The 14159-nt window shown below is 31.7% G+C and carries 16 protein-coding genes; 15 read left to right on the forward strand and 1 reads right to left on the reverse strand.

Annotated elements, in window-relative coordinates; all coding sequences use genetic code 11:
• Nucleotides 1-265: 265 nt before the first annotated feature.
• The 15 genes from ACQV2S_RS08165 (at nucleotide 266) to ACQV2S_RS08235 (ending at nucleotide 13169) form a co-directional block, all read left to right on the forward strand.
• The gene (locus ACQV2S_RS08165; protein WP_428885350.1) at nucleotides 266-487 is read left to right on the forward strand and encodes a DUF3784 domain-containing protein; all 222 of its coding nucleotides are present in this window, start codon (nucleotides 266-268) and stop codon (nucleotides 485-487) included.
• A gap of 32 nt (nucleotides 488-519) precedes the next feature.
• Nucleotides 520-666, forward strand: coding sequence for a helix-turn-helix domain-containing protein (locus ACQV2S_RS08170; RefSeq protein WP_428882465.1), 147 nt, complete (start codon nucleotides 520-522; stop codon nucleotides 664-666).
• 133 nt (nucleotides 667-799) lie between these two features.
• The gene (locus ACQV2S_RS08175) at nucleotides 800-2734 is read left to right on the forward strand and encodes an HsdM family class I SAM-dependent methyltransferase (protein WP_428885362.1); all 1935 of its coding nucleotides are present in this window, start codon (nucleotides 800-802) and stop codon (nucleotides 2732-2734) included.
• The gene (locus ACQV2S_RS08180) at nucleotides 2721-3800 is read left to right on the forward strand and encodes a restriction endonuclease subunit S (RefSeq protein WP_428885351.1); all 1080 of its coding nucleotides are present in this window, start codon (nucleotides 2721-2723) and stop codon (nucleotides 3798-3800) included. Before ACQV2S_RS08175 ends, ACQV2S_RS08180 begins: the two co-directional genes overlap by 14 nt.
• Entirely contained in the window at nucleotides 3763-4341 is a 579-nt protein-coding gene (locus ACQV2S_RS08185; RefSeq protein ID WP_428885352.1) for a restriction endonuclease subunit S, read from the forward strand. Before ACQV2S_RS08180 ends, ACQV2S_RS08185 begins: the two co-directional genes overlap by 38 nt.
• A gap of 9 nt (nucleotides 4342-4350) precedes the next feature.
• A complete protein-coding gene (locus tag ACQV2S_RS08190) occupies nucleotides 4351-5283 on the forward strand; it encodes a DUF4268 domain-containing protein (RefSeq protein WP_428885353.1) in 933 nt (310 codons plus the stop codon).
• 9 nt (nucleotides 5284-5292) lie between these two features.
• Nucleotides 5293-6150: a toll/interleukin-1 receptor domain-containing protein gene (locus tag ACQV2S_RS08195; protein ID WP_428882462.1), complete on the forward strand. Its 858-nt coding sequence runs from the start codon at nucleotides 5293-5295 to the stop codon at nucleotides 6148-6150.
• Between the two features lie 73 nt (nucleotides 6151-6223).
• Nucleotides 6224-6550: an RNA helicase gene (locus ACQV2S_RS08200; protein WP_428882461.1), complete on the forward strand. Its 327-nt coding sequence runs from the start codon at nucleotides 6224-6226 to the stop codon at nucleotides 6548-6550.
• A 223-nt stretch (nucleotides 6551-6773) separates the two neighbouring features.
• Nucleotides 6774-7427, forward strand: coding sequence for an AlbA family DNA-binding domain-containing protein (locus tag ACQV2S_RS08205; protein WP_428882469.1), 654 nt, complete (start codon nucleotides 6774-6776; stop codon nucleotides 7425-7427).
• A 54-nt stretch (nucleotides 7428-7481) separates the two neighbouring features.
• A complete protein-coding gene (locus ACQV2S_RS08210) occupies nucleotides 7482-8021 on the forward strand; it encodes an ATP-binding protein (protein ID WP_428882459.1) in 540 nt (179 codons plus the stop codon).
• A gap of 755 nt (nucleotides 8022-8776) precedes the next feature.
• Entirely contained in the window at nucleotides 8777-9439 is a 663-nt protein-coding gene (locus ACQV2S_RS08215; RefSeq protein WP_428885354.1) for a response regulator transcription factor, read from the forward strand.
• Entirely contained in the window at nucleotides 9427-10497 is a 1071-nt protein-coding gene (locus ACQV2S_RS08220) for a sensor histidine kinase (RefSeq protein WP_428885355.1), read from the forward strand. The genes ACQV2S_RS08215 and ACQV2S_RS08220 overlap by 13 nt, the downstream gene beginning before the upstream one ends.
• A 64-nt stretch (nucleotides 10498-10561) precedes the next feature.
• Nucleotides 10562-11425 (forward strand): ABC transporter ATP-binding protein, encoded by an 864-nt coding sequence (locus ACQV2S_RS08225; protein WP_428885357.1) that lies wholly within the window; start codon nucleotides 10562-10564, stop codon nucleotides 11423-11425.
• Complete coding sequence (locus ACQV2S_RS08230; RefSeq protein ID WP_428885359.1) at nucleotides 11426-12592, forward strand: hypothetical protein; 1167 nt, start codon at nucleotides 11426-11428, stop codon at nucleotides 12590-12592.
• Nucleotides 12546-13169: a hypothetical protein gene (locus tag ACQV2S_RS08235; RefSeq protein WP_428885360.1), complete on the forward strand. Its 624-nt coding sequence runs from the start codon at nucleotides 12546-12548 to the stop codon at nucleotides 13167-13169. The genes ACQV2S_RS08230 and ACQV2S_RS08235 overlap by 47 nt, the downstream gene beginning before the upstream one ends.
• Before the next feature lie 295 nt (nucleotides 13170-13464).
• Here ACQV2S_RS08235 and ACQV2S_RS08240 read toward each other — a convergent pair whose 3' ends face one another.
• Complete coding sequence (locus ACQV2S_RS08240; protein ID WP_428885363.1) at nucleotides 13465-14037, reverse strand: DUF2812 domain-containing protein; 573 nt, start codon at nucleotides 14035-14037, stop codon at nucleotides 13465-13467.
• Nucleotides 14038-14159 lie beyond the last annotated feature (122 nt).

Here is a 14159-nt window from a genome sequence, read left to right on the forward strand (position 1 = left end):
AGACAGCTATCAACAGGATAGGTCAGTGTACACTTTATGTGAAGCTTATTTTTGACCGTTTCCCCACAATTATCAGAGAATTTTACGTTAGGGTCTTTTATAGTGAGTAATGTTCGTATATCATGAGTCCTGGCACAGAGTCCTATTTATTATAGAGCCTTTATTTAAAAGCAAAGTTGTGTTTGATATAATTATCTTTAAGAAATAAAAGACGAAAAATTTCAGCTGTTTTTGATGATTAGCTAAAATTATGGAGGAGATATTAATGACTTTATTAAAGATAGTATTGATTGGATTAGGAATTACTTTCTGCATGTTTGGATATCTAATCTATTTTAAAAAGAAATACAATCTAATCAATGGATTTGAATCAGATTATAAAGCTGGAAGTGACATAGAATCTTATGCACGTAGAGTTGGTTTAATTGAATTAGGGATTGGGGTTATCTTAATAATGGCTGGGATTATTCTGATCATTGTCAAATAGTAAGATTTAGCTTGTTATTGAGAGATAAAAGAATGGCATTTGATTACAGTAAGCTCTGGAAAATTTTAGAAGAGCGAAAAATGTATAAAGAAGATTTAAGAATTGAAGTAGGAATGTCTTCAGCAAAACATGGCAAAAACAAAATTTTTAGTATGGATGTGTTGGGAGTAGTTTATTAAGCTTTAGGTCGTAATGTTTGGGATATAGTAAATTGTGTGATTATCAAGTAGAAAATGGAGTAGATAAGATGAGTATACAAGAGAAGGAAAAAGTACAGACCTATGGGTATATGATTTATTAAAAGAAGCAAATATTGACCTAGACCCACAAGGATCAACAATTAAAGAAATTAATGATGCCTTAAAGACTGCTTCAAAAAGGGGAACTGGTAATGTCGGTTATCCAGAATACACAGGTACAGTTAAGGACTTTTTGATTGTCATTGAAAATAAAGCTTCCGTTTCCAATCATGAGATAAGAACAAAAGAAGATTTAATTTCTGAAGAAACACAGGCTATCTGTGATTATGCAGTTAACGGAGCTTTGTTTTATGGTAAAAACCTAGCAAAAAATACATCTTATAAAAAAATTATAGCTATTGGTATTTCAGGGAATGAGAAGCGTCATAGGATAAGCCCTATATTTGTAGATGAAAGGGGCAATTATAAAGAACTACCAGAAGTTGAAAGTTTTATATTATTTAATGAAGATAATATAGATGAGTACTACATCAGAGAGATTTTAGAAGAAGACACCAATCAAGAAAAAGAAACAAAAGAAATTTTAAAAGATGCAGCAGAGCTTCATGAAGATTTGAGGAATTATGGTTCAATTCAAGATAAGGATAAGCCACTAATTGTTTCAGGAATACTACTGGCCCTAAGGGAGGCAGATTATGGTAATTTTTCTATTGGCAGTTTAATTGGTGATACAAATGAAAAAACTACCGATGGTCAAAAAATTTATAAGGCAATAAAAGATAATCTTGACCGAGCTAATGTTTCTCCCCAAGTAAAAAAAGACAAATTATTGAGTCAGTTTTCTGTAATTAGAGATAATACTTTAATTAATGAGGTGAATAACACCCTTGGTAAAACCCCATTAAAGCACTATACAGAATTTCTAGAAAAAAGAATCTATCAAAATATTAGATACAACAGAAATGGGGAAGACTATTTAGGAAGATTCTATGGAGAGTTCATGTCCTATTCTGGAGGAGATGGCCAGTCTTTAGGAATTATTCTTACACCAAAACATATCACCAGTTTATTCTGTGATTTATTAGATATAAAAAGCACTGACATCATATTTGATCCATGTTGTGGTACAGCTGGCTTTTTGATATCTGCTATGCACAATATGTTGAGTAAAACGGGAGATGTTCAAGAAAAAAGAGAAATAAAGAAAAATCAGCTCTTTGGGGTTGAGTCTCAATCCTATATGTTTACCATTGCAACGACCAATATGATTTTACGTGGAGATGGGAAAAGCAATTTAGAAAATGCGGATTTTCTAAGACTAAATCCTGCAAAAATCCAAAAGGAGTGGCATCCCACAATTGGTATGATGAATCCTCCATATTCTCAAGGGTCAAGTGCAAATAAAGATCTTTATGAAATTGCTTTTACGGAGCATCTATTGGACTGTATGGTTGAAGATGGAAAAGTTGCTATTATCGTTCCCCAATCTACCATGACGGGAAAAACAAAAGTCGAAAAGGAAATCAAGGCAAATATATTAAAAAACCATACCTTAGAGGGTGTTATTACCTTGAATAAAGATACTTTCTATGGAGTTGGGGTAAATCCTTGTATTGCTATATTCACAGCAGGTGTTTCTCACTATGAGAAAAAAGAGTGTAAATTTATAAATTTTGAAGATGACGGATATATGGTATCTAAGCATGTAGGCTTGGTTGAAACACCAAATGCAAAAGATAAAAAGCAGCACCTTCTTGATGTCTGGTTTGACCGTATAGATAGCGAAACAAAATTCTGTGTCAAAACGACAGTTGAAGCAGATGATGAGTGGCTACATTCTTTCTATTACTTTAACGATGAAATCCCTTCAGAAGAAGACTTTAGAAACACCATTGCTGATTACATTACCTTTGAAGTGAATATGATAACTCATGGAAGAGGATATTTATTTGGGATAGAAGATGAAGAAGATGAGAATGAATATGAGATTCATAGGGCAGAAGAATTGTTAGTTGCTGAGGAAGATGAGGTTTATGATGAAAAATAGACTATCCTTAAATGATGTGGAGTGGGGAGAGTTTTTTATTGGCGGTGAAGAAGGAATATTTAAGATTTCGTCAACAAGTAGTGGAATTGATAAAAACAAACTGAATTTAAATGCGGGGATGATTCCATATATAACAAGAAGTGATATGGATAATGGAATCAGCCTTTTTATTACAAAAGAACAAGATATTAGATATAGAATAGACGAAGGCAATGTTATAAGTATAGGTTTAGATACACAGACTGTTTTTTATCAAGAAAATCCATTTTATACAGGCCAAAACATACAAGTTCTTAAAAATAAAAACCTAAATAAAAGAGTTGCTATGTTTTTAATCCCGCTACTCAAAATACAGATGCAAAAATTTAATTGGGGAGGTAATGGAGCGACGCTTGGTAGATTAAATAGGACAAAGATATTGTTGCCTGTGGATGCAAATGGTAAAGTAAACTGGCAATTTATGGAAGATTATATCAAACAAGAGCAAAAAGAAATTGCAGAGAATGTTATTAACTACTATGAACAAAAAATACTAGAAACAGCTTTTGATTTAGTTGGATTTGAAGATGTTGAGTGGAAAGTATTTCCATTTGATAAATTATTTAGAAAAATTCAAAGAGGGAAAAGACTTAAAAAAGCTGACCATATTGACGGAAATATAGCTTATGTTTCATCTACTGGCCTTAATAATGGGGTTGATGGATTTATTGGAAACAAAAAAGATGTTAGGTTTTTTAGAGAAAATTTAACAATAGCTAATAGTGGGAGTGTAGGTTCTTGTTTTTATCATCAGTATGAGTATATAGCAAGCGATCATGTAACATCACTAACATTAGAAAATGCAGATAAACATATTTATCTTTTCATGGCTACTATAATAAAAAGACTTGAAGAAAAATATTCATTTAATAGAGAGATTAATGATAAAAGAATTCGAACTGAAAAAATCATATTACCAGCAGATAAAAAGGGCAATCCACACTGGGACTATATGAGTAAATTTATGCAAAAGCTAGAAGTTGAAAAGCTTGAAAAAGCCCTTGAATATATATATATATATATATAGATTAGCCATTTCCGAGGCTTTACGTCTACCTTTACTAAAAGAAAAAGAATGGAAGGAATTTTGGTTAGAAGACCTTGTTGATATTTCTGGGGGTCGTGATATTTATGCAAAAGAAAGAATTGATGGGGATATTCCATATGTAACGGGAACAGCAAACAACAATGGGATTGGATATTTTATATCAAATAAAAACCCAACACTAGAAAGAGGATGTATTAGTGTAAACAGAAATGGATCAGTGGGATATGCCTTCTATCACCCTTACGAAGCTTTATATGGCAATGATACAAGAAAGCTTAGATCTAAATACAAAGATAAATATTATTCAATGTTCTTAGTTCAGAGTATAAAAAGTCAAAAAGAAAAATATGGATACGGTTATAAAATGGGTACAGCAAGATTAAAGAGACAAAAAATAATGCTTCCTGTAAATAACATAGGAGGCCCTGACTTTGTATATATGAAAAAATATATGCAAATAGAAGAAATTAAAGCGTTCTATCAAACACTTGATTATTATAAGAAGAAATATGAAAACTAGGTGGAAGTTATGAGTGCAAATACAAAATTAGGAAGATTAAAAGAAGTAGATATTAGAGAGTTATGGGCACACGAACAATATAATTTTTCTAACTGGCTAGCCAAAGATGAAAATATAGACTTATTAAATGACACAGTAGGTCTGACATTGACCGATATAGACAAGGAGGTTTATGTAGGTTCCTATCGTTGTGATTTAGTAGCTGTTGATGAAACAACTGGTGTAAAAATCATTATTGAAAATCAATTGGGTTCAACTGATCACGATCATTTAGGAAAAGTTATTACTTATGCTTCAGGGCTAGATGCAAATGTCATTATCTGGATTGTTAAGGAAGCTCGAGAAGAGCATAAGAGTGCTATCGAATGGCTAAACAACAATATGGCTAAAGAAATCTCCTTTTTTCTATTAGAGATTAAAGCTTATAAAATTGGAGACTCTTTACCAGCTCCGATGTTTAGAGTGGTAGAAAAACCCAATGATTTTATCAAGAGCAATAAGAGTGTAAAAGATGGTGACTTATCGAAAACTCAAGCCGAAAGACTAAACTTCTGGACAGAGTTCAATAGAGTTGTTACAGAAAGTGGAAAGCCATTTAATGTTAGAAAGGCAACTACAGATCACTGGTATGATGTAGCAATAGGCACAAGTGGTGCTCATATCAGTATTACATTGGTTAATAAAGATGGAAGCATCGGTGTAGAACTTTATGTTCGAGATAGTAAAGACTTATTTGATAATCTTTATGAACATAGGGATGAAATAGAGTCTAAACTAGGCTTTAATATGCACTGGGAAAGATTAGATGATAAAAAAGCATCTAGAATTAAATCATACATTCCTGGTTTGAACTTCAATAAGCAAGGTAATTATCCTGAACTTATGAATCAAGTAATTGAGAGAGTAGTTAAGGTTAGAGATGTTTTTAAAGGATACTTATAGAGGTGCTTAATGTCAGTTAAACAATATCAAAGCCAACTTAATAATCTTGATAAAGATATCGCTATTTTAGAAAAAAAGCGTGCAGAGGAAGATAGGAAGGCTGCACTTAAAGAATCTAAGGCATTAAAAGTTACAATAAGTAAATCAGCTTCTCAAGCTACTGTGAATAGTAAATTAAGACAAATTAGTCAGTATCAAGAGATCGCAACCAAGGCAAGAGCGAAGAGTGCGAATTACTCTAAGAAAATTGGTGAGAAACGAAAGAAAAGAAATGAAGTATATCAAAAACTCCAGAAGGCAGAGCAGGATTTGAAGAAGAAAGAAACAAAAGAGACTCAAAAGATCCAACGTATGTATGAGGACAGAATTAAGGAACTAGAGGGTGTAGCTATATCAAAAGTAGAATCGATAAATAAAACATTGAGTAGTGAAAGAGCGTATGACGTATTTATTTCTCATGCTTATGAGGATAAGGAGAGCTTTGTAAATGAACTAGTTGATGAGCTTATGAAAAAAGGTGTTTCAGTTTGGTATGACAACAAAGATACTGTTTGGGGCTCATCATTACGGGAAGAAATTGATAGTGGGTTGAAGCATTCGAAGTATGGAATAGTGGTGCTTTCTCCTTCATATATAGCAGATGGTAAGTATTGGACCAAACAGGAATTAAATGGTTTATTTCAAATGGAAAGTATAGAAAGTGGAAGAATTTTGCCAATCTGGCATCAGTTAACCAAAAAGGAAGTGGCTAATTATAGTCCGATGATAGCTGATAGAAAAGCGATGACTACAGCTATTCTTACACCAGGAGAGATAGCAGAGGAGTTCGCAAAATTATTAAAGATTGTTTCAGAAGGTGAGAAGTGAAAAAAATATGACTTTGTAAGCTTGTTGATAGTTTTAGCACCTCTGAATAAGCTGTAGCGAGGAGATTCAATTAATGGAAACAGTAAGAATCATGCTCCATATATGGGCTGGCCCAATCTGGGGATGCACGTTTGATGAAGATAAAGGAGAATATGATTATGATATTGAACTCATTGTTAAAGACGATGAATTAATGAGGTTACATCAAATAATACAAGATTTATACTCGTCAAATTATGTTCTCACTGAAAATGGAGTGATCACAAATACTGACCAGGAAAAGGCTGACAAAGAAAGAATGTTGGATTTACTTGTAAAGCTTATTGCCAGACTTAACGAAATCAATGAGGGTAGTTTTATAATTGATGATAGAGAGACGGAACGAGTTAGGAGTCTCTGATACTAAAATGGTACTATTCCTTAAAAAAACAGAGAATAATATGAGTGAAAAATGGACCTTGTTCACAAAAGTGGCTTTCAAAAGCCCCTGTAAGTAGCTTTAATTTCAAGGAGTGGGAGTAGTACTCAGTGTTTTATGTTTTATAACTACAAGATAAAACTATTTTTTGCGTTTGCTTTAATACGATAAATCTATGGAGGTTAACGATGAATACTAGAGAAACATATATTTAGAATTTAAATCCAAACTATCCGATAGTTTTTTAAAAACAGTCAGTGCTTACGCAAACTATAATGATGGTATTATACAATTTGGGGTAGATGATAGTGGTAACTCTGTTCACTTTAAGGACTTACAAGAACTTTCCTTAAGGATTGAAAACAAGATTAATGATAGCATTAGGCCAGTTCCTGAGTACAGTATAGAAATAGATGAAATAAAAGAAATTGTTGAATTAAAAGTTTATGAAAGTGGGCTTAAGCCCTATCTATATAAGAATAGAGCGTATATGAGAAGAGATTTTTCAAGTTTACCTATAGATGATAGAGACGAAATGAAGAGACTTATATTAGAAGGTTTGAAGCAAAATTATGAAGATTTGCCTCCAACAAATCAAGAACTAACCTTTAACCTTTTAGAAGAAGCACTACGCAAAAAGATGAATATGGATAAACTAAGTTTAGATATATTAAAAATACTAGGCTTATATGATGATAGAAAGGGATATAATTTAGCAGCACAAATTATATCTGATGAAAATAATATTAGAATGATTGATATCGTTACGTTTGGTATTGATATTAATGAATTTAAGGAGAAAATTTTAATTGAAAATGTTTCTATACTTAGTGCATATAATCAAGCGGTAGAAGTATAGAGAAGATATTTTAAATACGAAAAAATTGAAGGAATTATTAGAAAAACGATCGAGATGATTCCGGAAGATGCTTTTAGAGAAGCGATCGCAAATGTTCTAGTGTATAGAGATTGGAGTATTCCAGCATCAATTAAAGTAGAAATTTATGATCAATATATTGAAATATCTTCACCAGGAAGCTTACCGAAAGGATTAAGTAAAGAGGAATATATTAGTGGGCAAATTTCTATTCTTAGAAATGAAAAAATTGGGAGCTTGTTTAATAGATTAGGTTTAATAGAAAAATTTGCAACAGGAATAAAACGAATAAAACATTTATATCAAGGAAAAATAAGACAGCCTATTTTTGAAGTGTATCCCAATTCAATTATGATTAGATTACCCATAATGACAGATCAAATACAAGGTTTAAGTGAAAGTGCATCTGTTCTTTTACAAAGAATGCCTATAAATAAAGAATTGAGTAGATTGGAAATTGAAAAAATAACTGGTTTTGATAAATATAAGAGCCTCAGAGCTTTGGATCATCTAATGGAAGAAAATTTAGTCAGAAAAGTGGGGCAAGGTAGAGCTACAAAATATATAAAATTATAAACGGGGAGTATATATCTTCTTTGATACTATAATTATACTATTTCTCTAAAACTGAGCATAATAAGAGTGAAAACAACCTTTTGTTCATATAATTGACTGCAAGAATCCCTATAAATAGCTATTTCAACTTAAATTTCAAGGAGTGGGAAGAAAATTTAAAATCCCTTAAAGCATTTTATACCATGGTTTTAGGGGATTGTTTTTTTATGAAAAATGAAGTTGTGATACTGTTTTCGATATAAAAAAACTCTAAAAAACACCTTTGAAAATGAGTTTAAGATATTTTTTTAATTGAAGAGGAGGAATAATCTTATGGAAGAAATGATAGTTGATAAGAACTGCTAAAAAAACTTTTTGAGAAATTTGATAAAAATCATATAATTGTGTAAAAGATAAAAGGCCATGTAAAAGGATCTTAATATAGCCTTTGTCCTTTGATAAAATGTATATTCTTTGTCTTTTGTAATGTATGAATAGTTTTTTGATTTGGCATACGGATGATTTTAAGTATAAAATATATGTAATTTGAAATAGTACCTACATAGTAGAAAGTATTGAATGAGGATAATTTATTTTAGTTTCAAGTTTTTCAAGAATAAAAGCAGCTTGTCTTCTTCAATGATTGACTGATAAAAAGTCATAATCGAAGCATTAGGAAGAATATGTTGAGAAACGAATAGTAATATTGTATGTATTTATATTAAATTCTCTAGGCTTAACGATAAGAATTATTTAATAAAGGAGTTGCCCTTATAATGCAAAACAAAACGCTTTTAATCATTGAAGATGATAGAGACCTCGTGGATATGCTGGAAATGTTTTTAGAAAACAAAGAGATAACTGTCTTAAAAGCTTATAATTTTGATGAAATTCCTAACGATCTATCTGGAGTCGATTTAATCCTTTTAGATATCAATTTGCCCAGAAATAATGGGTTTGAAATCTGTAGACGGCTAAGAGAAAGATGGTTAATGCCAATTTTGTTTTTATCAGCAAGATCTAATAAAGAAGATAAAATAAAAGGCCTAATGTTAGGGGGAGATGATTACATTACCAAGCCGTTCTCTTTAGATGAGCTCTATGCGAGAATTTATACTAACGTAACTAGAGGTGATCGAAAAGGACAAGCACAATCAAATAATATTTCGCTTCTTGTTGAATCTGGAACCTGCAAAGTTAATGGTGATGAAATTGAGTTGACAAAAACTGAATATGAAATAGTAGCCTTACTCATCAATAATCCCAAACAAATTTTTAGCAAAGAAAGAATTTATGATAGTTTAAGGGGAATTGACAGCTATGGCAGTCCCCAGGTGGTTTCGGAGCATATCAGAAATATTAGAAACAAATTATCAGAACATTCAGAAGAAGATTTGATAAAAACACACTGGGGGCTGGGCTATTCATGGATTGGCTAAGAGAATTTTCTAAAAATTGGAAACTGAGAGGGGCATTTAATTTATATTTGTCCGTTAGTCTAATTTTTTCGATTCCGTGTGGTTTGCTTCTACAAGTTTTTTTAAATGACATAAAGAAAAATTTTCTTTTATCAAATGCTTTAACTGACCGAACGAGTCTTCTTAATAGTTTGATGTTTTCAGATTTATTGCGAGCAATGATTGATTTCACACCGATTGTGGTGATTATCCTATTCTTTTGTCTTTTTTTTAACCTATTTTATAAGCATAAAATAGAATTGATTTTTAAATTTTTAGAAAATTATGAAGAGGCGAATATAGAAGACCAGAATGAACTGAGTAAGAAAGTCTTTGAATTGGTAGTGAAAAATATAGAATTAAAGAAAGATCGTTTTAATTCTATTCAAAAGACCAACGAACTATCTAAAAAATTGGATACGATTTTACATGAGATAAAGAATCCACTAGCTGTGCTAAGTGGTGACATGGAAATGCTGAATACAATTTATGAACCGGATGATGAGAGAGTGAAGCGAATTTTATCTCGCATGACTAGAAGCGAAAAGAGGATTCAAGATTATGTTAATAATCTCCAGATAGGTCAGAACATGGCAGATATGGAACTAGACATTCGGACAATCAAGAGTAAAGACTTATTGTATATGATAAAGAGAGAATTAGATTGCTGGGAGGACAATCTTTCTTTTAGGTGTAAATTAAAAGATTTATCTCAAAAAATCGACCTAGATCTAGAAAGATTCATAGAAGGTTTGGTTAATATTCTTAAAAATTCGAAAAGACATGCTAAAAATCAAATAACTCTTTCCCTTTATGAAAATGAAAGTTATTTAATAGTAGAAATAGAAGATGATGGCTTGGGATTTTCTCAAGAAGCCCTTAATAATTACAATAAGCCCTACTTTAGTGAAAACCCTTTAGTAGGTAACATGGGACTGGGATTGTACATTACAGATGAAATAATGAAAAAACAAGGGGTAAAGATGGTCTTGAGTAATAATGTAGGAGCCAATACAAAATTATTTATAAAAAAGGCCTAATCTTGGAAAATTATTGGAAATTGTTTTATATACTTCAACTAGTTTTAAAAGGGAGGTATGTAGGATGAATTCGATCGAAATTAAGAATTTGAGTTTTACTTATGGCAAGAAAAAAGTTTTATCCGACATCAATATCAGTATCAATAATGGTCTATATGGACTATTGGGTAAAAATGGAGCCGGTAAGACGACCCTGATGAAATTAATAGTGGGACTTTTACCTATAAAAACTGGTCAGATTCAAGTCTGTGGTCAATCGAACCCAAAAGAGATTCGCAGACTCGTAGGTTATTTGCCACAAGATTTTGATTTTTATCCAGAAATGAAAGTCAAAGATTCATTAATCTATTTGGGAACATTGGATAATCTCAAGCGATTTGAATTAAATCAACGAGTGGAGATGCTATTAGACTTAGTTAATCTAAACCAAGATAGAAATAAAAAAGTAAAGAGCTTATCGGGCGGTATGAAAAGACGTTTAGGTATTGCTCAAAGCCTTTTGAATGATCCAAAAGTTTTAGTGGTTGATGAACCGACCGCTGGGCTAGATCCAGAAGAACGCATTCGCTTTAGAAATTTATTGGGTGATCTAGCGACAGAAAAGATTGTTTTATTTTCAACGCATATTGCAAGCGATTTAGAAAGCACAGCTACTAAATTAGGAATATTAGACAGTGGTCATTTTATTTATGATGGATCAGTGGAAGATTTATTAAATCAATATTCTGGTGGAATTTATGAAACCCTCGTAAATAGAAAGGATTTATCAAGATTTAAAGAGGAGTACTTGGTCTTTGAGCAAAAAGAATTAGCTAATGGTATTATGGTAAGTTTCATCCATACGGGAAGACCTTTGGATCAGTTTAAGCGAATCTCTCCTAGTTTGGAATCAGCATATTTAATGAAGATTCATGAAAGGAGAGATTAGATGAAATTATTTGTAGTAGAATTAAAAAGAATAGGCAGGTCTTTAATCTTTGTAGGGGTAGCCATAGCCTTGATTATAGCTATTACAGGACAGATAGAGAGTGATTCCTATGATTTTAAAGAACCTGACCCAGGACAAGAGCAATATGGTCATTATTTAACAGAGGATCGTGCTTATATTTTTTCTAATTTGGTGAATGATTTGTACTTAAATATAGAAAACAATCATTTTATTAGTTATCCTTATGGCTTTTATCGAGAAAATAAATTAGAACAGGATGAATTAGATGCGATTAAAGATATCTTATCTGATTTAATAGGCATGCCATATGAAGATATTCCTTTGAGTCAGAATCTAGCAATTCCTACTGAAGAAAAATTAGAGACTCAATTAGGCAAAATAGACGCCTTAATAGGGGGAGGCTCTTTCTATGCTAAGAATAATTATAAGGTTCATTTTGGTGACAAAGGAATGTCTTATGAAGAGGCCATTAAGGATTATTTGCTTGTTAAGGAAGAAGGTTTAGATGTTGCTTTTGCTAGGTATTTTAGTGATTATGCAGGTATCTTCACCTTATTATTTTCTTGGTTTATAGGTTTATATTTTTGGAACAAAGACAGAAAAGAAGCTATTGAAAATACACTATATATAAAGAATACATCTTCAATCAAATTGGTTTTGACAAGGGTTTTAGCAATGAGTTTGTCACTACTATTTATTATTTTGGTACTCTTTTCCTATTATGAAATTCAATTACTGTTTGTACATGGTGCTAGTTTATTGTGTCCGTTTAAATCCTACTTCTTTGTTATATCATGGATATTGCCAATTATTTTATTTGTTATAAGTCTCACAACTTTATTAACAATAGCCAGTCATAGTATTTTATTAGGATTTCTAGGACCTATTTTTTCCTTGGTTTACATGATGTCATCTTCCACAAATGTTTTTTATAATATTGGGTATGGCCTTCTCATTAGATATAACTCTGTGGGCAATCAAGCGTATTTTGATAGTAAGGTCAATGTTTTTCTAGTGGGGAGAGGCATTTGGATAGGGCTAGCACTTTTTTTAATAATCGTTACATCCTTTTTATATGAAAGAAGAAGGAGGGGAGATTATGCTTTCAAAAACAATCTCTCAATTGAAGCTAGAGTTAAAGCATAATTTTCCTCTAGAAGTGTTTGTCTATCTAGTTATCATGGGGATCACTTACTTTGCTTTTGGGGTAAAGAATTTAGACACTACTAATGAAGCGATGATTGTCGAACGATTTTTACCTTTATCCGGAATCTTTTCTTTTGTAACATTATTTTATGCCGAGTGTCAAAGTCCAATAAAAGATCTTCTTTTAATGAGAAATACGATGCTTGAATACATATATGTGTTGCGAGGCATTGTTAGGCTGTTTTTTTACGGGGGAATGACTTTTAGCTATATCTATTTAATAAATAGTGGTGCAACAAGTTATAGCTTAATGAGGGTGGTATTTCATAGCCTTTCGATTGGAGTAATCATAGGTGTAATAGGTTTACTGTTCTTTAGCTTTAGTAATAATATCTCTTTGGCTTTTTTAGTTTCAATAGGTTTAATGCTAGCGCAATGGTTTGCTCCTAAAAATACAAATGCTTTATTATTTACTATGCCTGAGATATCCAACATTAGAATAGTACTGATATTTACTATTAGTATAATGATAGTAATACTTGCAATGGTTATTTGGAAGAGGAAGGCCATTTCTTAGTTCTACAGAGAAACGAAATGGGATTTGATGTGTTGTTTAGATTATATATTTAGTCTTAATAGAATAAAAAGAATCAAAGTAATAAAAGACACATTAAAATCGATCAGATTATTTTCCTGTGATTAATTGTCAAAGATCCACTAACTATCATAAAAGAAAGTTAGAGTAACAAAATCTATCATTATAAGGTTATTAAAATAAGAATATATTGAAGAACTAATATAAAGAATACATATATGAAGAAAGACGACAGTAATAATTCATCACTGTCGTCTTTGATGTTTTTTCAAAAATATTAATTGCTATTATGAATTAAGTCATTATATTTACGCTTATTTACAAAAGCTTCAAACCCCATCCATGCTGCTAATACCAACCAAATAACTTTAGAGAGTAGTCTCATTAATGCAAAAGGAATTTCGAACATAAATGAAGACCAGAACTGCCAGCCAGTCATTTCCCATAAGCCAGGTGTAAAAAATGCAGTCTTTGGTTTAAAAAGTGAATAACTGTTACCTCCAGTAGAAAAGATAGTAAAGAAAAACAAAAATATAATAGACCAGTTCACCGCCTGTTGGCCGTAACGCTTGTATATTTCAGCATAGGACTCTTTATTTGAATAAATAAAGTCTTCTGAATTAGGATCATTTTGCTGGAAGTAGTGTACACCGGAATTTTTACTGCTTGAAACAACTGTCCAACCCATATCACTAAAAAGTTGAATATAGTTTTGATATTCACTCGCTTTCTCAAATTCACGATAATCGATCCGAGTAATAGGGGCTTTGTCATCAATCTTTTCAAACACAAAGCAAGCAGGGAACTTTTTATTTATAAAGCGATAACCTTCTTCTCTAAAGGAGTTAATCCAGCTTCTTGTTTGTCTAAATCTTTGAATAAGAATACTTTCCTTTTTATAATTTGTTTCATTTTAGGGCTCTTTGTCAAATAGGGTTGATGAGTAGGTGAGGTAACCGACTGGTTACTTCA

This window comes from Facklamia sp. P13064 (genome assembly GCF_050409425.1).
Classification (GTDB): Bacteria; Bacillota; Bacilli; order Lactobacillales; family Aerococcaceae; genus Facklamia.